Origin of the sequence: Streptomyces sp. NPDC048424, assembly GCF_040651555.1 — a bacterium.
Classification (GTDB): Bacteria; Actinomycetota; Actinomycetes; order Streptomycetales; family Streptomycetaceae; genus Streptomyces.
In genome coordinates, this window is sequence record NZ_JBEZKE010000028.1 from 41,993 (window position 1) to 62,096 (window position 20,104).

The 20,104-nt window shown below is 73.6% G+C and carries 10 protein-coding genes; 2 read left to right on the plus strand and 8 right to left on the minus strand.

Translation table 11 applies throughout. From position 1 onward, the window contains the following. Nucleotides 1-15 precede the first annotated feature (15 nt). From AB0D29_RS30165 to AB0D29_RS30180, 4 genes are all read right to left on the minus strand, one after another. Nucleotides 16-2,493: a SpoIIE family protein phosphatase gene (locus AB0D29_RS30165; RefSeq protein ID WP_362858558.1), complete on the minus strand. Its 2,478-nt coding sequence runs from the start codon at nt 2,491-2,493 to the stop codon at nt 16-18. A 130-nt stretch (nt 2,494-2,623) separates the two neighbouring features. Further along, entirely contained in the window at nt 2,624-3,328 is a 705-nt protein-coding gene (locus AB0D29_RS30170) for a 4'-phosphopantetheinyl transferase superfamily protein (protein WP_362858559.1), read from the minus strand. A 10-nt stretch (nt 3,329-3,338) separates the two neighbouring features. After that, nucleotides 3,339-8,006 (minus strand): aminotransferase class I/II-fold pyridoxal phosphate-dependent enzyme, encoded by a 4,668-nt coding sequence (locus AB0D29_RS30175; RefSeq protein ID WP_362858561.1) that lies wholly within the window; start codon nt 8,004-8,006, stop codon nt 3,339-3,341. Between the two features lie 118 nt (nt 8,007-8,124). Next, nucleotides 8,125-10,398: an MMPL family transporter gene (locus tag AB0D29_RS30180; protein WP_362858562.1), complete on the minus strand. Its 2,274-nt coding sequence runs from the start codon at nt 10,396-10,398 to the stop codon at nt 8,125-8,127. Between the two features lie 244 nt (nt 10,399-10,642). Between AB0D29_RS30180 and recQ the strand changes: the two genes are divergently transcribed. Further along, nucleotides 10,643-12,649: a DNA helicase RecQ gene (gene recQ, locus AB0D29_RS30185; protein ID WP_362858563.1), complete on the plus strand. Its 2,007-nt coding sequence runs from the start codon at nt 10,643-10,645 to the stop codon at nt 12,647-12,649. A 59-nt stretch (nt 12,650-12,708) separates the two neighbouring features. Here the strand turns inward: recQ and AB0D29_RS30190 are convergent, their stop codons facing one another. Continuing rightward, nucleotides 12,709-13,527, minus strand: coding sequence for an alpha/beta hydrolase (locus AB0D29_RS30190; protein WP_362858565.1), 819 nt, complete (start codon nt 13,525-13,527; stop codon nt 12,709-12,711). 107 nt (nt 13,528-13,634) lie between these two features. Here AB0D29_RS30190 and AB0D29_RS30195 point away from each other — a divergent pair, with 107 nt between their 5' ends. Then, nucleotides 13,635-15,659 (plus strand): transcriptional regulator, encoded by a 2,025-nt coding sequence (locus tag AB0D29_RS30195; protein ID WP_362858566.1) that lies wholly within the window; start codon nt 13,635-13,637, stop codon nt 15,657-15,659. Nucleotides 15,660-15,692: 33 nt separating this feature from the next. On the opposite strand, the gene AB0D29_RS30200 is transcribed toward AB0D29_RS30195, so the two are convergent. From AB0D29_RS30200 to AB0D29_RS30210, 3 genes are all read right to left on the minus strand, one after another. Next, complete coding sequence (locus AB0D29_RS30200; protein ID WP_362858567.1) at nt 15,693-16,049, minus strand: VOC family protein; 357 nt, start codon at nt 16,047-16,049, stop codon at nt 15,693-15,695. Between the two features lie 105 nt (nt 16,050-16,154). Continuing rightward, nucleotides 16,155-18,344 carry a catalase/peroxidase HPI gene (gene katG, locus AB0D29_RS30205; RefSeq protein ID WP_362858569.1) on the minus strand — a complete coding sequence of 730 codons (2,190 nt, stop codon included), beginning with the start codon at nt 18,342-18,344 and terminating at the stop codon, nt 16,155-16,157. A gap of 189 nt (nt 18,345-18,533) precedes the next feature. After that, a complete protein-coding gene (locus AB0D29_RS30210) occupies nt 18,534-20,096 on the minus strand; it encodes a mucoidy inhibitor MuiA family protein (RefSeq protein ID WP_362858570.1) in 1,563 nt (520 codons plus the stop codon). Between the last annotated feature and the right edge of the window lie 8 nt (nt 20,097-20,104).

Sequence of the window (20,104 nt, forward strand, 5' to 3'; positions counted from 1 at the left end):
GACCTCGGAAAGACCTCAGAACCCGACCAGCGACTGCTCGGCCCAGATGGTCTTGCCGAGGGCGGAGTGCCGGGTGCCCCAGCGCTGGGCGAGCTGGGCGACCAGCAGCAGGCCCCGCCCTCCCTCGTCGAACGTCCGGGCACGCCGCATGTGCGGGGCGGTACTGCTCGCGTCGGAGACCTCGCAGAGCAGCGTGCTGTCGTCGTGGATCAGCCGCAGCTCGATCGGGGGCGCCCCGTAGCGGATGGCATTGGTCACCAGTTCGCTGACCACGAGCTCGGTGACGAAGGCGGCCTCGTCCAGCCCCCAGGCCGTCAGCTGCTCGGTGGTGTACCGGCGGGCCCGGGCGACGACGGACGGATCGGACGGCAGCTCCCAGACGACGACCTTGTCGGCGTGCAGGGCCCGGGTCCGGGCGACGAGCAGGGCGACGTCGTCGTCGGGACGGTGGGTCAGCAGAGCCGCCAGAACGCGGTCGCAGACCGTGTCCAGGCTGGCGGCGGGGCGTACGAGGGCCGCGAACATGCTGTCCAGGGACTCGTCGATGTCACGCTCGCGGGGTTGCAGCAGGCCGTCGGTGTACAGGGCGAGGAGGCTGCCCTCGGGAATCTCGGCCTCGATGGTCTCGAACGGCAGGCCTCCCAGGCCCAGCGGCGGTCCGGCCGGGACGTCCAGGAGGTAGGCGGAGCCCTCCGGGGAGACCACGGCGGGCGGGGGGTGGCCGGCCCGGGCGACCGTGCAGCGGCGGGTGACCGGGTCGTAGACCACGTACAGGCAGGTGGTCCCGATGCCGCCGGCGGCCTCCGCGGCTGCCCCTTGCTCGCCCTCGTCGGCGGACAGGTGGATGATCAGGTCGTCGAGGTGGGTGAGCAGCTCGTCGGGCGGCAGGTCGACGTCGGCCAGCGTGCGCACCGCGGTGCGCAGTCGGCCCATGGTGGCGGAGGCGCGGATGCCGTGGCCGACGACGTCCCCCACGACCAGGGCCACCCGTGCGCCGGACAGCGGGATCACGTCGAACCAGTCACCGCCCACGCCGGCATCGGTACCGGCGGGCAGGTAGCGGGAGGCGATCTCCAGGGCCGGATGGTCGGGCAGCGAGTGCGGCAGCAGGCTGCGCTGCAGCGTCATCGTGGTGGTGTGCTCGCGGGTGTGCCGGCGGGCGTTGTGGATGCTGACGGCCGCCTTGGACGTGAGCTCCTCGGCCAGCCACAGGTCCTCCGGGTGGAAGGGGTCCTGCCGCTGGTGCCGGCTGAAGACGGCCAGACCGAGCGTGGTCCCTCCGGCGCGCAGCGGCACCATCATCATCGAGTGGGTCCCGGAGTGGCCGATCCAGGCTGCCCCGGGGTCCTGGGCCACCCAGCGGGCGACCGCCGGGTCCGTGGTCGTGTACACGGCGCCGCGGCCCGCGGCCAGGCACTCGACGGGGGGTGACAGCGCCGGATAGACGGCCGTCCCGCCGACCGGGACCTGGGACTCCAGGCTTCCCTCCAGGAGCGAGCGCACAGCGATGTGGGTCACGGTGACCGGCCCCGCCGCCGGCCTGGAGGAGTGCTCGTCCGCGCGCGGGGGAGGCTCCAGCAGGTCGACGACCGCGAAGTCGGCGATCCGGGGGACGGCCGCGTCGGCGAGCTCCTCCGCGGTGCGCGCGCTGTCCATGGTGGTGCCGATGCCGGCGGTGTCGACGTCCGACAGGAGCAGCTGCGGCCGCTCACCGGCGGTTCCGCTCTTCTCGTGCGCGGCCAGACACACGGCGCGCACCCGTCCGTCAGCGTCCCGCAAGGGGGCCAGCGAGGCCGCCAGGCCCTGCTCCGTCCGCGCGCCCGTGGGACGGACGAAGACATCGACGTGCTGCGGCTCCCCCGTCTCCACCACCAGGCGCATCCTGCGCTCGGTCTCGTCGCTCACCGGATCCGGGGCGATCTCGGGCAGCCGCAGCCCGCGCATCTCGGTCTCCGTGAGGGACAGCGCGCGCTCCATGCCGGCGTTCGCCCGCACCAGGCGCAGGTCCGCGTCGAAGACCGCGAGGAAACAGGGGGACTGGGTGAACGTCCACTCCTTCAGGGCTTCGCCCCAGGACGTACGGGGCTCACCCGGCACGGCGGACACCACGAACCACTTGGTGTTCCCGCCCGTGGACGTCCAGCGGTGCGCGAGCAGTCTCACCTCCAGCCGCCTGCCGTCCCGGTGCCGCAGCGCCACGGTGCCGCTCCACCGGTCCTGCCCGGACGGGATCCGCCCCGCGCTCTCGTCGATGTCCTCGGCGTTCCCGGCGTTCCCGGCGTTCTCTGCGTTCCCGGCGCCGTCGGCGAGCAGGCGGGCGGCGGGCAGTCCCACGATCTCGGCGGGCGCGTAGCCGAGCAGCCGATGGGCGTCCTCGCTCCACTCGGTCACGATGCCCTCCTCGCTGAGGGTGGCCGTGGCCGTGTAGGTCGATCCGTCGGAGGCGTTCGTCTCCGCCGGCCGCTCACCAGGAGAGGTGGGAAGTTGCTCCATCGCCGCTCATCTCGCCCTCGCTAGTTCCCTCGCCGTGCTTCCACGGCAACCCGCACGGCCAGGGGCTCCACTGACAAGCATCATCCGGCGGGCCAAGGAGCACCAACGCAGTGCTGCCAAGGGGGTGCGCTCAGCCCGCCGGACCCGGGGAGGGCGCGAGGACGAGGGCGAGGACCGCGTCCCCCTCCCGCCACACCATCGCGCGGCGCCGTCCGCTGAGCACGGGCGGCCGGAGGCCGAGGATTTCGACGCGGCGCGGAGCGGCGCCGAAGATGCTGCTCCGGTCGGCCTTGACCGCGGCCTCCTTGAGCGCCCAGGCGCCGGCCAGGGCAGCGGGCCGGTCCGTCCCGATGCGGGAGAGCTCCCCGGGGGAGAAGACGTGGTCCGCGACACGGCGTACGGCGGCGGCCGAGGCGGTCTCGCACAGGTCCACTCCGACCGCTCCGGGTGCGAGCGCCGCGGCGACGTGGCGGGCGGTGTGGCTGATGGAGACGCGCACGGCCGGCACCGGGCTGCCGCCGACGACGACGTACGGGCTGCCGTCGGCCCGGGGGAGGACTTCCACCTCGTCGGCCGGTGCCGCGAGGGCATCGCCGACCAGGCGCTTGGCGAGCAGCCGGCCGGCCGTCCACTCGGCCCGCCGCCGGGCCGGCAGCGCGTGGACCACCCGCTGCTCGGCCGGGGACAGGAACGGGGTCTCGTCGAGGTCGGCGAACCGGGCCACGAGGAGGCGGGCTCCGCCCCATCGGTGGATGTGGCCCGGCGTGATCGGCCGGAAGGCGGCGTCCACGACGGCGGTTTTCATGGCGATGGTGCTCATGGCGGTGGTGTTCACGGTCGCGGGGTCAGGCCGCGCGGGCCGTGGTCAAGTGCCGCAGCTCGTGCTCCAGCGCGGTCACCGCGTGCCGGATCTGGTCGGGGGTGTGCTCGCAGGTGATGAAGAAGCGCAGCCGGGCCAGTTCCTCCGGTACGGCCGGATAGAGGATCGGGTTGACGCTGATGCCCTGCTGGAACAGGGCCTCCGCGAGCCGCAGGGCCTTCAGCGAGTCCCCGACGATGCACGGGACCACCGGTGTGTCGTGGCTGTCCCCGACGTCGATCCCCGCATCGCGGGCGAGGCGGACGAACAGCGCGGCGTTCTCCGCGAGCCGTGCCACGCGCTGCGGCTCGGCGCGCAGCAGGCGCAGCGCGGTCAGGGACGCGGCGGTGTCGGCCGGGGTCATACCGGCGCTGAAGACGAAGCCCGGAACGGTGTAGCGCAGGTAATCGACGACCGAGCGCTTCCCGGCGACGTAGCCGCCACAGCTCGCCAGCGCCTTGGACAGCGTGCCCGACCACAGTTCGACCGCCGAGCGGTCGATGTCGAAGTACTCGCCGATGCCGCGTCCCGTCGCACCGATCGTCCCTATGCTGTGCGCCTCGTCGATCATCAGCAGCGCGCCGTGCCGGCGCTTGACCTCGACGAGGGCGGGCAGGTCGGCGATGTCGCCGTCCATGCTGTAGACGCCCTCGATGACGACGAGGACCCGCCGGTACTGGTGGCGGACCTGCGTGAGGATCGAGTCCAGGGCGGCCGCGTCGTTGTGCGGGAAGGGCCGCCGGGTCGCGCCGGAGAGCTTGCACCCCTGCAGGATGCTGTCGTGGGCGAGCGCGTCGTGGATGACGAGGTCCCCGGGGCCGACGAGGTGGCCGATCACGGTGACGTTGGTGGCGTGCCCGTTGGCCAGCGTGACCGCGGCCTCGCACGAGAGCCGGCCGGCGAGTTCCGCCTCGAGTTCCAGGTGGAGCGGACGGCTGCCGGACAGCAGCCGGCTGGCCGACACCGAGGTGCCGCAGCGCTCGATCGCGTCCCGGGCCGCCTCGTTCACCTGGGGGTGCGTCGCCATGCCCAGGTAGTTGTAGCTGGAGAAGGAGAGGAGTTCCCGGCCGTCGACGACGGTCGTGTCCGTCATTCCGCGTTCGTGGACGAGGAAGTACGGATTGGGCACCCCCAGCCCGGTGAGTGCCGAGATGCGCTCGCCGTGGGCGGTGACCTCCGGGAAGCACTCGATCCGCGTGTGCTCTTCGGGCAGCGGCGCGGTCGGCGGGTCGGCCGCCGGCGCCGGCGGGCTCTCCTCGCCGTGGCCGGCCCGCTGTACGGGGAAGCCCTCGGGCGCGGTGGCGGGTGTCGCGGCGGCCGGTGCGGCGGCCGGTGCCGCGTCCGTGCCGCAGTCGTTCGCGATCATCGCCGCGATCCTCCCGACGGTCGGCCGGTCGGCGGCGCCCTCGTCGAACGTCCACTGCGGCCACTGCCGGGCGAGGGCGGTGAACAGGTCGGTCAGCATCAGCGAGTCGAAACCGAGCTCGTCGATCAGCAGCTGGTCGACGCGCAGGTGACTCACCGGGAAGGCACTGATCCGGGCCACGTGCGCGAGCACGCCTTCGGTGAACTCGTCGATGTCACCGGCCGGTGAGGGGGCGACGGGCACCGGCGCCGGTCCGACCGGCTCGGTCGCCTCCGCTGCCGGGTCCCGTACGGGAAGCGCCTCGGTGAGCCGGGCGAGCAGCGTCACCTGCTGCCGGACCAGCTGGAGCAGCTCACCCATCGGGTCGTTCGCCGGGTCGTTCGCCGCGGCGGCCGGCGGGGCGGCCACGGGGGCGTCGATCGGGGCGTTCATCGAGGTCTCCTCGGGGGATGCGGGCGGGGGCGGCAGGGCGGTGGCGCAGGCGTCCCTCTTCGTGGCGGGGCGCCCGCGCGGCACCCAGTAGGACTGCGTGTCGAGCTTCGCCACCGGCAGGTCCAGCAGGCGGCGCTCCTCCTCGGGCACCAGGGCGCGCGGGTCGACCGGGACGCCCAGGACCGCGAGCCGGGCGAGGGCCCGTACGAAGCCGCGCCCGCCGTCCGGCGCCACCTCGCCGGCGGGTACGACGTGCACGTCGCCGTGGCCGGTGAGGTTGCGGCGGACCGAGGTGAGGAGCGAGCTGCCGCCGGTCACCTGGAGGAAGACGCGCGCCCCCTGGTCGTAGGCGGTCCGGACGGCGTCGCCGAAGCGGACCGGAGCGGACGCGTGCCGGGCCCACAGTTCGCGCAGCTCATCGGGGTCGGTGCAGACCTCCGCGTGCACGGACGAGACGAACGGCAGGGCGGGGCCGGCGATGCGGAGGGCGGCGAGGTCCGCGCGTACGGTCTCCTCGGCGCAGGCCAGCCGGGGCGAGTGGAAGGCGTTGGACACGTCCAGCGCCACCGTGACCACCCCGGCCTCGGCGCAGGCCAGCCGCACCGCGGCGAGCCCCTCGGGCGTACCGCTGACCACGACCTGTCGCGGCTGGTTGAAGCAGGCGAGCCACACGTCGTCGATGCCGGTCATGAGCCGGCGGCAGGTGTCCTTGTCGGTCTGTACGGCGAGCATCCCGCCCCCGAGGCCGGTCTCGGCCTCGCGGAGGGCCGCGCCCCGGTGGACCAGCAGCCGGACGGTGTCCTCGTCGGTGAGCGCTCCGGCCGCCGCGGCGGCGGCGAACTCCCCGACGCTGTGGCCGAGCGCCAGGTCGGGCGCGACGCCGCAGTGGCCGAGCAGCCGGGTCGCGGCGATCTGTACGGTGCCGAGCAGCGGCTGGCACACATCGGTGCCGGCGAGCCGCTGACTGAGCTCCTCGGGGTCGCCGTGGGCGGTCGGGGCCTCGCCGTACAGCAGGTCCGCGAGGTCGAAGCCGGCGTCGCGGCGGGCGACGGCGCTGAGGACGTTGACGTCCGTGCGGAAGCCCGCGAACCGTTCGTAGAGGTCCTGCATCATGCCCGGCCGCTGGCTGCCCTGACCGGGGAAGAGGAACGCGATGCGGCGTTCGGCCGCCGGCAGGGGGGCGTCGGCGGCGTAGGCGCCGTCGCCGAGGTCGCCCCGGGCGCCTTCGGCCAGCTGCTCGCGGGCGTGGCGCAGCCGCCGGGTGAACTCCTCGGTGTCGGCGGCCACGATCGCGAGCCGCGTCGTGAGCGGCTCGCGCGCGCCCAGGGTGTGGGCCAGCGCCGCGATCGGCACGGGGGCGGCCTGCTCCACCATGTCGAGCACCTCGTCGATGTGCCGTTCCAGCAGCTCGGGGCTGCCGGCCGAGAGGAGGAGCAGCTGGGGCCGGGGGCCTTCGGCGCGTACCGGGACGTTGCCGCGGGCGGGGGCCGGCTGCTCCTCGAGCACCACGTGCACGTTCGTGCCGCCGAAACCGAAGGAGCTGACGGCGGCACGCCGCGGGGTGCCGGTGGCCGGCCAGGGCCGTGCGGTGTCGGCGAAGCGCAGGCCCGCGGCGGAGACGCCCAGGTCGGGATGGGGTGTGGTGACCGGCTGCGGCACGATCGTGCGGTGGTGGACGATCAGGGCCGTCTTGATCAGCCCGGCGATGCCCGCCGCGGACAGGGAGTGCCCGATGAGGGCCTTGCCGGAGCCGAGGTAGGACAGCGAGGGGTCGTCGTCGGGGTACTCGGTGCGCAGCCGGCGCAGCGCCTCCACCTCGGCACGGTCGCCCGTGGTGGTGCCGGTGCCGTGGGCCTCGATGAAGCCCACGGAGGAGGGGGCGACCCCGGCGTCGTCGTAGGCCCGGAGCATCGCGCGCAGCTGGCCTTCGGCGGTGGGGACCAGCGGGCCGGGGGACGCTCCGTCGTTGGCCGAGCCGATGCCCCTGATCACCGCGTAGACGCGGTCACCGGCGGCGAGGGCGTCGGCGAGCGGCCGTACGACGACGGCGCCGGCCCCCTCGCCGAGGACGAAGCCGTCGGCCGCCTCGTCGAACGGACGGCACACCCCGGTGGCGGACAGCGCGCGGAGCCTGGAGAAGCCGACCAGGCCGTCCGGGGTCAGGTTGAGGTACACGCCGCCGACGACGGCGATCCGGCAAGTGCCCTGGCGGAGCTGGGCGATCGCCTGGTCGAGGGCGACCAGCGAACCGGAGCAGGCGGCGTCGACGGTGAAGCTGGGGCCGCCGAGGCCGAAGTGCCGGCTGACGGTGCCGGACGCCATGTTGAGCAGACTCCCGGGCAGGGTGAAGGAGTGAATGGTGCCGAGCTCGGCCGCCTGCTCCCTGATGGCGTCGAGGCCGCCGGGGCGGTCCGCCGCCTCCGAATCCTCGGCCAGGGAGATGGCCCGCAGGGGAGCGGCCATGAGGTCCTTGTAGTCGGACACCGACACTCCGAAGAAGACCCCGGTGTTCTCGCGGTCGAAGTCGCCACGGCCCATCCCGGCGTCGTCGAGCGCCTCGCGGGCGATGTCGAGCATCAGCCGGTGCTGGGGGTCCATGGACCGGGCGCGCGCGGGCGGCACCCCGTAGTGCAGGGCGTCGAAGCGGTCCACGTCGTCCAGGAACGCGACCTGGTCGGTGTACGCGGCGTTGGGGGCCGAGCGGTCGCCGGGCCGGTGGAAGGTCTCGTGGTTCCAGCGCTCGGCCGGGACGGCGGAGAACTGGCGTTCCCCGCTCAGCAGGAGCTTCCAGTAGGCGCGGATGTCGGGGGCGCCGGGGAAGCGGCAGCCGAGTCCGGTGATGGCGATGTCGGTCATGACGGGTCTTCCTTGTCGTGATCCCCCGGGCGGGGGGTGGGGTCTGTCGGAACGGGGTGTGGGGGTGCGGGACTCACGGGGACCGGGGTGTACGGGGACGAGGCCTGTGCCCGGTCGGTCAGCGGCCCGCGGGTGCCCGCGCGTGGGGGCGGGCGGGCGTACGGACCGCGACGCGGCCGTGTGGGGGACACCGGCCCGGTGGGCACCTCCGGGGCGGGGGAGGAGGGGACACCGGGCGCGGCGCCCTGGGCCTCAGCAGCCTCGGTGCCCACCAGTTCAGGCCGCCCGCCAGCCGCATGAGCGCCGGTACGAGGACTCCGCGGACGAGCGTGGCGTCGAGCAGGACGCCGAGGCCCGCGCCGATCCCGAAGAACTGCAGGAGGGACACCTGGGAGGTGCCGAAGCTCAGCAGGGTGAAGGCCAGCAGGGCGCCGGCGGTCGTGACGATCCCGCCCGTGCGGGCGATGCCGGAGACGATCGCCGTGCGGTCGTCCTGCCCGGCGTCGTGCGCCTCCTTGATGCGTGCGAGGACGAACACCTCGTAGTCCACCGACAGGCCGAAGACGATGCAGAACAGCAGCACCGGCATGGTCGTGCTGAGCGGTCCGGGCGTGAAACCGAGGAGGTGGTGCAGATGGCCCGACTGGAAGATCCACACCATGGCCCCGAGGACGGCCGCGAGGCTCAGGGCGTTCAGCGCGATCGCCTTGATCGGCAGGAGCAGGCTGCGCGTGAAGCCGAACAGCAGCGCGAAGGTGGTCAGGGTGATCAACGAGAGCGCCAGCGGGATCCGGTCTCCCACGGTGGCCTTGGCGTCGACCAGGACCGCGCTCGGTCCGCCGACGAGGACCTCGGCGCCCGCCGGGACGGGAGCGGAGCGGATGTCGCGCACGAGCTGCTGGGCCGCGCGAGACTGGGGGTCGGCCAGCGGCACCACGGAGAGCCCCGCCGGGCCACCGCCGGCGGCGGACCCGGCCGCGGAGCCGGACACCGCCGCCTTCTCCCCGGACCGGAAGCTGCCCTCGGCACCCACGACCTGGGCGACCTGCGGGAGCGCGGACAGCCGGCGGGCGTAGTCCTCCCGCGCCGACGGGGACGCCGTACCCGTGACGACGACCGTGAGCGCGCTGGAGCCCTTCATGTCGAACGAGCCGCGCACCAGGTCCCCGGTCTGCCGGCCGGCCGCGCTCACCGGCAGCGCCCGGTCGTCCGGAGTGGCGAAACCGGCGTGCGCGAACGGCGCCGCGAGCACCAGCAGCAGGCCGATCACCGGCAGCGCCGCGACCAGCGGGCGGCGTACGACGATCCGCGCCAGCCCCTCCCAGAGGCGGGATCGCGAGCCGCCGTGGACCCGGCGGCGCCACGGCACGGCCCAGGCGTTCACCCGCTTGCCGAGCAGCGCGAGCAGTGCCGGCAGTACGGTCAGGGCGCTCACCGCCGCGATCACCACCACGGCGATGCCCGCGTAGGCGAAGGAGCGCAGGAAGTACGGCGGGAACACCAGGAGCGTGGCGAGTGCGGCGGAGACCGTGGCGGCACTGAAGACGATGGTGTGGCCCGCGGTGCGCACGGTCCGGATGGCGGCGTTGCGCGGCCGGTACCCGTCGGCGAGCTCCTCACGGAAGCGGGAGACGATCAGCAGCCCGTAGTCGATGCCCAGCCCCAGGCCGAGCGCCGTGGTGAGGTTCAGCGCGAACACGGACACGTCGGTGACGGAGCCGAGCACGCTCAGGACCAGCAGCGTCCCGGCGATCGCCAGAACGCCGATCAGCAGCGGCAGCGCGGCGGCCACGACACTGCCGAAGACCAGGACCAGCAGGATCAGGGTTCCCGGCAGGACGACGGACTCGGCCCGCTTGAGGTCGGATTCCGAAAGGTCCTGGAGCTCGGCGTCGACGAGCGCCGTCCCACCCACGTGCAGGGTCAGAACCGTCTCGGGAGCGCCCGGGCCGGTCAGTTCCCGCTTCAGCTCCTTGACCCGGGCTCCGAGCCGCTCCCCCTCGCCGTCGACGTGCGCGACCAGCATGGCCGCGTCGCCGTCGCGGCCGCGCAGCTCGGCCGCGCCGCCCGTCCAGTACGAGGTCACCGCGCTGACGTGCGGCCGGGCGGCGAGGCGGCCGGTCAGGGCCTCGCCCTCGCTCCGGGCCGCAGCGTCGTCGACGGACCCGCCGCGGGTCTGCGCGACGACGACCAGGTTGGGGGACGCCCCCAGGCCCTCGGCCGCCAGCTGGGCGGCGCGGCTGGACTCGGAGCGCGGGTCGTCGTATCCCTGCGACTTCAGCCGGCCGGTCGCCTCCGCGCCGAAAACGGCGGACAGGACGAGGAACACGAGCGCGGCGAAGAGCACGAGTCGGGGGCGACGGGTCACGAAGACCCCTGCGCGACGGGACACGGAAGGCTCCGATCCGGGTGGAGTATCGGTCCTGCACTGGCGCAGGACGGTCGATTTCCACCGTGACCGGAGGAGGAGCGGGTTCGTAGCCCCGGCTGTTCGTACCTTGACAGGAGCCGGGGCGCCCGCTCTCGGGCCCGCGGAGCCCGTCACCAGCGCCTCCGCTCGCCGTCGGACCGGCAGGTTGTCCACAGGTTCCGGTGAGCGGAGCAGGGGTGTCGGTGTGTGCCGCTAGGCTTCTCGAATGGCCGCTCCGGACACCTCCCACGAAATCTCCGATGCTCTGCAGGTGCTGCACCGCGTCTTCGGTTACAGCTCCTTCCGCGGTGAGCAGCAGGAGATCATCGACCAGGTCGTCGGCGGCGGTGACGCCCTCGTCCTGATGCCCACCGGCGGCGGCAAATCGCTCTGCTACCAGATCCCGGCGCTCGTCAGAGACGGCACGGGCGTCGTGATCTCGCCGCTCATCGCGCTGATGCAGGACCAGGTGAACGCGCTCACCGCCCTCGGGGTGCGGGCCGGGTTCCTCAATTCCACGCAGGACCCCTACGAGCGGCAGGCCGTCGAGCAGGCCTTCCTCGCCGACGAGCTGGACCTCCTCTACCTGGCCCCCGAGCGGCTGCGCACCGAGGGCACCCAGCGGCTGCTCGACCGGGGCAAGGTGTCGCTCTTCGCGATCGACGAGGCGCACTGCGTCGCCCAGTGGGGCCACGACTTCCGCCCCGACTACCTCGCGCTGTCCATGCTGCACGAGCGCTGGCCGAAGGTGCCGCGGATCGCGCTGACCGCGACCGCCACGGAGGCCACCCACGCCGAGATCGTCGCCCGGCTCGGCCTGGAGGACGCCCGGCACTTCGTCGCCAGCTTCGACCGGCCGAACATCCAGTACCGGATCGTCCCGAAGGGCAACCCGCAGCGGCAGCTGCTGGACCTGATCCGTACCGAGCACGACGGGGACGCCGGAGTCGTCTACTGCCTCTCGCGGGCCTCGGTGGAGAAGACCGCGGCCTTCCTGGCGGAGCAGGGCATCGACGCCGTGGCGTACCACGCCGGAATGGACGCCCGGACGCGCGCGGCCAACCAGGCGCGCTTCCTGCGGGAGGAAGGGGTCGTGGTGGTGGCCACGATCGCCTTCGGCATGGGCATCGACAAGCCGGACGTGCGTTTCGTCGCGCACCTGGACCTGCCGAAGTCGGTCGAGGGCTACTACCAGGAGACCGGCCGCGCCGGCCGTGACGGAGAGCCGGCCACGGCGTGGCTGGCCTACGGCCTGCAGGACGTGGTCCAGCAGCGCAAGCTCATCGAGGGCTCCGAGGGGGACGAGGCGCACCGCCGGTCCCTCGGCATGCACCTGGACGCCATGCTGGCGCTCTGCGAGACGGTCGACTGCCGCCGGACGCGGCTGCTGGAGTACTTCGGGCAGTCGGGCGAGGCGTGCGGCAACTGCGACACCTGCCTGACCCCGGCCGAGTCCTGGGACGGGACGGTCCCGGCGCAGAAACTGCTGTCCACGGTGTGGCGGCTCGCGCGGGAGCGGCGCCAGAAGTTCGGCGCCGGCCAGATCATCGACATCCTGCAGGGCAAGAAGACCGCCAAGGTCATCCAGTTCGACCACGACGCGCTCTCGGTGTTCGGCATCGGAGCCGATCTGAGCACCGCGGAGTGGCGCGGTGTCGTGCGCCAGCTGCTGGCGTCGCGGCTGCTGGCGGTGGAGGGCGACTACGGGACGCTCGTGCTGACGGACGACAGCGGCGAGGTGCTGGGCGGGCGTCGCAGCGTCCCGATGCGCAAGGAGAAGGCGCCGGCCGGCCCGGCGAAGAGGGAGTCCGGGTCGCGCTCCGGGAAGGGCGCCCGCGTCCCCGTCGACCTGCCGGCCGGGGCCGAGCCGTTCTTCCTGGCGCTGCGCGCCTGGCGGGCCGCGACGGCACGCGAGCAGGGCGTACCGGCGTACGTGGTCTTCCACGACGCGACGCTGCGGGAGATCGCGACGCGACTTCCCACCACCGAGGCGGAGTTGGGCACCATCGGCGGGGTCGGCGAGGCCAAGCTCGCCAAGTACGCCCAGGGCGTCCTGGACACCCTGGCGGAGTGCAACGCCACCACCCCTGCCCCCGCCGCTGCGGCCGCCGGGCCGGGGCCCTCCACCGCCGCACCGCCGGCCGGATCGGCCCGGCCGGCCCCCGGCGGCCCGCCCGACGAAGAGCCGCCCTACGACCTGGACGAGGAACCGCCGTGGGAGGACTGGCAGTAGCCGGTCCGCAGTGACCGCCCCGGAGCCCGGCAGGCACACCACCTGCCGGGCTCCCGCGGTCAGGATCCGATCGGGTGCCGGGCCAGGAAGCGGGCCAGCTCTTCGGCGACCGGCCGGGACCGTTCGATGTGGAGCAGATGGCCCACCCCGTCGATGACGCACTCCTCGATGTCGGGCACCGCCGAGCGGAGGAACGCCGCGACCTCCACCCACAGGGGCAGGGTGGCGCTTCCCCGTACGGACAGCACCGGCCGGCGGATCGCCGCCGCCTCGTCGGGCCCGAACCGCCATGCGCCCAGGGCGGGCAGCTCGACCCCGAAGAACGTGTCGGCGTCCTTGACCGCCTGCTCGACGCTGCCCGGCACGCGCTCGTCGAGCAGGGCCCGGCACCGTTCCGGTTCCATGCCGCTGACCAGGGACAGGAACAGTCCGAGGGCGCGTTCGGGGTCCCCGTCGGCGTACGCCTGGAACGCCGGCGCCGCCTGGGCGAAGAACGCCTCGCCCGCGGGCACCGACAGCAGCGAGAGCTCCAGCAGGGTGACCGTGGCGATGCGGTCGGGGCGGTCCTGGGCGAGCTGCGCGGCGACCGCCGCGCCGCTGGAGTGTCCGGCGACGTGGACGCGCTCGATACCTAGGCGGTCGAGCAGCGCGAGGGCGTCGGCGGCGTGATCGGCGACGGAGACCGGCCCGGGGGTGTGGGTGCTGCCGCTCCAGCCCCGCTTGTGATAGCGGATGAGCCGGTGGTTCCCGGCCAGTGCCGGTTCCGCGACGAGCGGGGCGAACCCGTCGGCGAGGACCGGGCTGATCAGCAGGACCGGCTCCCCGGTTCCGCGGATCTCGTGTTCCAGCCGGATGCCGTTGACCGTGATGGTGTCCATGATGTCCTCCACTGAGGTTGTGGCTCACCATGGAGGCGTAAGCGGGCCCGTTACCGCCGTAACCCGCCCGCCCCCCGGGACCACCGGCACGGCGAAGGAAGACCTCCATGACTCATGCCTCCGGCGACGGGACCGCGCTGGAGCGGGCACGCAACGCCGCCGCCGGCGGCGCGTGGGCGGAGGCGTACGAGGGCTATCTGGCGGCCCGGGAGGAGGCGGGCGGGCTGGGCCCGGCAGAGCTCGCCGAGTTCGCGGGCGTCGCCTACGCCGCGGGACACCTCGACGTGACGATCGAGACCTGGGAGCGGCTCCACGCGCAGCTGGCCGGGCTCGGCGAGGACAACGGGGCGGCCGGGGCCGCCGTACGGGTGGCCATGCACCTGCTGTTCGACACCGCGCTCATGGCACCGGTACGGGGGTGGCTGCGGCGTGCGGAACGCCTCCTCGACCCCGCCTCGGAGACCCCCGCCCACGCGTGGTTCGCGGTGGTGCGCACCTTCGAGCGGTTCCTCAGCGGCGACCTCGACGCCGCCCGGGACTGGGCCGGGCGGGCGATCGGAACCGGCTCGCGCACCGATCCGGCCGCAGCCGCGCTCGGGCGGGTGGCGCAGGCCCGGCTGGTGATCCTCGACGGAGACGTCGAACAGGGTCTGGGGCTCCTCGACGACGCCGGGACGGCAGCCATGTCCGGGGACCTCGACGCGCTGTCGACCGGAGTCGTCTACTGCGAGCTGGTGTGCGCCCTGCAGGGCCTCGCCCAGTACGACCTGGCCGAGCAGTGGACCGAGGCCATGGAGCGCTGGGCGCGCACGAGCGCGATCGGCAGCCTGCACGGCCGGTGCCGCGTACACCGGGCCGAGATCCTGCGCCTGCGCGGCCAGTGCGCCGGCGCCGAGCGGCAGGTGCTGCTGGCCTGCGACGAGCTGCGCCCCTACCTGCGCCGCGAGCTGGGCTGGCCGCTGACCGAGCTGGGCCGGATCCGGCTGCGGCGCGGCGACCTGAGCGGGGCCGAGGAGGCGCTGCTCGCCGCACACCGCCTCGGATGGGATCCCGAACCCGGGCTCTCGCTCGTCCGGCTCGCCGGCGGCGACATCGACATGGCCGCCGCCGCGATCCGGGAGGCGCTGGACCGTCCGCTGCCGGTGCCGTCGAAGGAGCTGCCGCCCACCACCGGGCTGCGGCGGGCGCCGCTGCTGGACGCCCAGGTGAGGATCGCCCTGGCCCGCGCCGACGTGGAGACGGCACGCGATGCGGCCCGCGAGCTCGCGGAGGTCGCCGTCCGCTTCGAAAGCAGCGCGCTCGCCGCCGCGGCCGTGCGGGCGCGGGGCGAAGTCCTGCTCGCCGAGGGCGACGCGACCGGCGCGGCGGCGCTGTTCGCCGATGCCGTCCGTGCCTGGAGCGAGCTCGGCGCCCCCTACGAGTCGGCCGAGTGCCGGCTGCGGCTCGCGGACGCCCACGGCGCCCTGGGAAACCTCCCGGCCGAGACCCTGGAGCGGGAGACGGCGCGCACCGAGCTGGAGCGGATCGCCCGCGCGCCGGCCGCCGACGAGCCGCCTACGGCCCCGCCCGAGCCGAACACCTTCGTCCGGGAGGGCGACTACTGGAAGGTCGTCCTCGACGACCGGCGCGTGAGCGTCCGCGACAGCAAGGGCATGCACCACCTGGCCCGGCTGCTCGCCGCGCCGGGCCGGGAGTTCCACGTCCTCGACCTCGTGGCCGCCGACAGCGAAGACCCCGGCGCGGCCGCCGGGCTCGCCCGGGCCGGCGACCTCGGCCCCCTCCTGGACGACCGGGCCAAGGACATGTACCGCCGAAGGCTCGCCGAGATCGAGGAGGACATCGAGGAGGCCCGCGCCGACCACGACATCGCCCGGCGCGAACAGACCGAGCTCGAACGCACCTTCCTGATCGACGAACTCGCCCGCGCCGTCGGCCTCGGCGGACGCGACCGCCGCGCCGGCGCCGCCTCCGAACGGGCCCGGGCCGCCGTCACCCAGGCCGTCCGCAAGGCCATCGGCCACCTCCGCGAAGCCGCTCCGGAGCTCGCCGACCACCTCGACCGCACCATCCGCACGGGGACCTACTGCGCCTACGTTCCCGACCCGCGCGTCCCCTCCCCGTGGTCCGTCTGACCAGGGGCGCCGCCGGGCGGGGTCATCGCCCGGTCAGGTGCGGCGCGGGGCCAGGACGCAGAACTCGTTGCCCTCCGGATCGGCGAGCACCACCCACGTCACCTCGGGGCCCTGCCCGACGTCGGCCGGGCGCGCGCCGTGCGCCAGCAGGCGCCGTACCTCCGCCTCCTGGTCGTCGGGGCGGAAGTCGAGGTGGAGGCGGTTCTTCACCGTCTTGGTGTCCGGCACCGGTACGAAGAGCAGCCCCGGCAGCCGTTCGGGGGCCGGGCGGATCTCGTACTCGTCCGGATCGTCGTTCACGACGACCCATCCCAGGGCCTGCGCCCACCAGTGCCCCAGGGCGGCCGGGTTCCCGGCGTCGACGACGAGCTGCTCCCACTCCAGTGCCATGCGCCGAGCCTAGGCCGTCCCTCTTGCCCGCCCCGCGCCGCCACACGCACCGGTCGCACCGCGGGGTCCCGGCCGGCCGGTGCGGGGCCGGCCGGGACACCGGGCTCAGGCGAGGTCGAACCGGTCGAGGGTCATCACCTTGTCCCAGGCCGCCACGAAATCGCGTACGAACTTCTCACCCGCGTCCTTGGACGCGTAGACCTCCGAGAGGGCCCGGAGCTGCGAGTGCGAACCGAAGACGAGGTCGACGGCGGTGGCGGTCCACCTGGCCTTGCCCGTGGCGACGTCCTGGCCTTCGAACACGTTCTCCGCCGTGGCCGACGCCTTCCACTGCGTACCCATGTCGAGCAGGTTGACGAAGAAGTCGTTGGTCAACGTCTCCGGCCGCTGGGTGAGCACGCCGTGGGCGGCCCCGCCGAAGCCGGCGTTCAGGGCCCGCATGCCGCCGACCAGGACCGTCATCTCGGGCGCCGTCAGGGTCAGCAGGTTGGCGCGGTCCAGCAGCAGGGTCTCCGGCGCGAGCTTCTCACCCGCCGGGAGGTAGTTGCGGAACCCGTCCGCCCTCGGTTCGAGTACGGCGAACGCCTCCACGTCGGTCTGCTCCTGCGAGGCGTCCGTGCGCCCCGGTGCGAACGGGACCGTGACGGCGTGGCCGGCCTTCTCGGCGGCCTGCTCCACGGCCGCGCACCCGCCCAGGACGATCAGGTCGGCGAGCGACACCTTCGCCGCCCCGGCCTGCGAGCCGTTGAAGTCCTGCTGGATCCCCTCCAGGGCCCGCAGCGTCTCGGTCACCTCGGGCAGGGCGTTGACCTCCCAGTCCTTCTGCGGAGCCAGCCGGATCCGTGCCCCGTTGGCCCCGCCCCGCTTGTCGGTGCCGCGGAAGCTCGCGGCCGCCGCCCAGGCGGTGGTGACCAGCTGGGAGACGGACAGTCCGGAGGCGAGGATCCGGGCCTTGAGGTCGGCGATCTCCGCGTCCCCGACCAGCGGGTGATCGACCGCGGGCACCGGGTCCTGCCACAGCTGCGGCTCCGGGATCCACGGGCCGAGGTAACGCGAGAGGGGGCCCATGTCGCGGTGCAGCAGCTTGTACCAGGCCTTGCCGAACGCCTCCGCGAGCCGGTCCGGGTTCTCGTGGAAGGCCTTCGAGATCGGCGCGTAGACCGGATCCAGCTTCAGCGCGAGGTCCGTCGTCAGCATCATGGGAGCGTGCCGCTTCGACGGATCGTGGGCGTCGGGCACCGTGCCCTGGGCCGAGGGATCCTTGGGCGTCCACTGCTGCGCACCGGCCGGGCTCGTCGTCAGCTCCCAGTCGTAGCGGAACAGGTTGTCCAGGTACCCGTTGTCCCACTTCGTCGGCTCGGAGGTCCATGCGCCCTCGAGCCCGCTGGTGAGCGCGTCGACGCCACTGCCGGTGCCGTACGAGTTCTTCCAGCCGAGGCCCTGCTGCTCGACCGGGCAGGCCTCGGGTTCCGGACCGATGTAATCGGCCCCGACCGCGCCGTGGCACTTGCCGAACGTGTGGCCGCCGATGATGAGCGCGGCCGTCTCCTCGTCGTTCATCGCCATGCGCTTGAACGTCTCGCGGATGTCCCTGGCGGCGGCGATCGGATCCGGATTCCCGTTGGGCCCCTCCGGATTGACGTAGATCAGTCCCATCTGAACGGCGCCGAAAGGACCGGTGAGTTCGCGGTCGCCGCTGTAGCGCTCGTCTCCGAGCCACGTGTCCTCGGGCCCCCAGAAAACCTCCTCGGGCTCCCAGATGTCCTCTCGGCCGAATCCGAAACCGAACGTCTTGAATCCCATGGATTCCATCGCACAGTTACCGGCGAAAACCAGAAGATCGGCCCATGAGATCTTGCGGCCGTACTTCTGCTTCACCGGCCAGAGCAGACGGCGCGCCTTGTCGAGGCTCGCGTTGTCCGGCCAGCTGTTGAGCGGGGCGAAGCGCTGGGCGCCGGAGCCGCCGCCGCCCCGGCCGTCCTCGATGCGGTAGGTGCCCGCGGCATGCCAGCTCATCCGGATGAAGAGCGGCCCGTAGTGGCCGTAGTCGGCGGGCCACCAGTCCTGCGAGGCCGTCATCACCTCGAACACGTCCTGCTTCAGCGCGTCGAGGTCCAGGGAGGCGAACTCTTTCGCGTAGTCGAAGTCCTCACCCATCGGATCGGACAGGGGCGAGTTCTGGTGGAGAACCTGAAGGTCCAGCTGATTCGGCCACCAGTCCCGGTTCGTCCGGGGGCGAGTCGGCGTGGGGGCCGGGGCGGGGATGACTGGGTTCTCGCTTTCGCTGCCGGACACGTCAGTCCTTCTTCCTGTCTCGGTGTTTCCCTCTGCTCACGAACGGCGCCGATAATCGAGCGCGTATCGGCGTCCGTATGGTCGCGCACCGCAGACCGCGCAGCCACGAGAACACGCAGAAGGTGACGGAAGCGGAAGTGGAACGGGAATTGTTTTCCGGCTCGGCTCGGCCCGGCGCGGCCCCCGGGCTCAGAGCCCGGCGACCTTGGAGCTCGCCGACAGCTCGTAGACCAGGGTGACCGTGCGCCGGCCGCCGGGCGGGAGGGCGACGTCCCAGCGGGCGATCCCGTCGGCGTCGACCACCTCCGGCGGCGGGGAGCAGGCCTCCTTGCGCAGCCGAACCTCCACCGCCGAGACCTCGGAGACCGGGATCCGCTCCCGGAGCACGACCACCCGGTCACCGCGCTCGCCGGGGGCGGAGAACCGGGACAGGTGCAGCCGGACCGTACGGGTGACCACGGTCCGCTGCATGATCCCGGCGGAATCGCGGGTCTCCTCGGCCTGCCGGACCACCCCGTGGTCGTCGCAGCTGCCGAAGGCCAGCTCGACGGGGGTGCCCGGGGCGGAGAATTCCAGTGTGCCGCGGCCGCTGAACCCGCTGCCGCGGACCAGGTCCACGGGACCTGCGAGCAGCGCGTGACCGGACAGGTTGTCGAACCGCACCACCTGGGTGACCAGCGGCGAGACCTCCGGTGAGCAGGCGTACTCGCTGCTCGCGGCCGTGGTGAAGACGGACAGCGGCACCCGGTGGGCGCGGCCGTCCCCGGGCACGGACACCGGCGCGGGGGAGTGCAGCACGCGCGCCTCGCCGCCGTCGTCCACCCCGGGCAGGCCGAGCACCGGGGCCGGGCCGAGGGTCCCGATCTCCTCCTCGCGCAGCTCGACGTCGACCGTGCGGCGCTCCGCCGCGGAGCGGTCCGTCAGCGTCAGCCGGTCCTCGTCCAGCCGCGGCGGATCGGTGGCCAGCGCCGAGCGAGCCGTCGACAGGGTCAGCCGTACGTCCGACCAGTCCTCCCCGGTGCGCTGCCAGACGACCGCGTCCGTTTCCAGGGTGAGGGCGTCCCCGTCGAGTACGGCCCGGTAGGCGGGCCGCCACAGCGCGCACGGGGTGAGGTGGCTCAGGCGCAGCCCGACCGGCCCGGCGACCGCGGTCTCCACCGTCAGCTCGACATGGGCGAGCAGCTCGGGGGGCTCCTCCTCGGAAAGGTCCATGGCCCGCTGGACGGCCCCCAGTTCGGCGCCGAGGGCGGTCAGCCGGGCCTCCTCGGCCCGCAGTTGCTCGCCGTACGTGTCGCGCTCGGCGTCCAGCCGGTCCAGTTCGCGGGTCCAGCGGGGCCGTTCGGCCTCTCCCGAACCGGCGCCTTCGCCGATGTCCCGCAGCAGGTCGGCGGTGAGGCGGCCGAGCAGGTCGAGGCGGGCGCGCAGCCGGTCGCGCCGCTGCCCGGTGGCCAGCCGCTCCTCTTCGAGGGCGTGTACGCGGTGGCGCAGCGCGGAGCCCTCCTCGGCGGACGGCAGTGGCCCGCGCGGGGTCCAGCCGCGGACGATCCGCACGTCGAGCACGGTCGCCGGGTGTTCGGCGGTCAGCTCGGCATGGAGGGTGCGGTCGACGGCCAGCGCACTGACCGGGCCGAGCCGCAGCCGCTGGACCCCGGCCTCCAGGTCGAGCACGGCGGTGCGCTCGACATGGGCGCGGTCCTCGAGACAGGTGACGGCGGTGACGGGGAGGGCGATCGGCTTCGGGGCCGTGGACATGGGGTGCG

What these genes read in the sequence shown, in the direction of transcription:
- AB0D29_RS30200 (WP_362858567.1), bottom strand. Translation starts at nt 16,049, where the DNA reads ATGGCACTGGAGTGGGAGCAGCTCGTCGTCGACGCCGGGAACCCGGCC.
- recQ (WP_362858563.1), top strand. Translation starts at nt 10,643, where the DNA reads ATGGCCGCTCCGGACACCTCCCACGAAATCTCCGATGCTCTGCAGGTG.
- AB0D29_RS30195 (WP_362858566.1), top strand. Translation starts at nt 13,635, where the DNA reads ATGACTCATGCCTCCGGCGACGGGACCGCGCTGGAGCGGGCACGCAAC.
- AB0D29_RS30210 (WP_362858570.1), bottom strand. Translation starts at nt 20,096, where the DNA reads ATGTCCACGGCCCCGAAGCCGATCGCCCTCCCCGTCACCGCCGTCACC.
- AB0D29_RS30190 (WP_362858565.1), bottom strand. Translation starts at nt 13,527, where the DNA reads ATGGACACCATCACGGTCAACGGCATCCGGCTGGAACACGAGATCCGC.
- AB0D29_RS30165 (WP_362858558.1), bottom strand. Translation starts at nt 2,493, where the DNA reads ATGGAGCAACTTCCCACCTCTCCTGGTGAGCGGCCGGCGGAGACGAAC.
- AB0D29_RS30175 (WP_362858561.1), bottom strand. Translation starts at nt 8,006, where the DNA reads ATGACCGACATCGCCATCACCGGACTCGGCTGCCGCTTCCCCGGCGCC.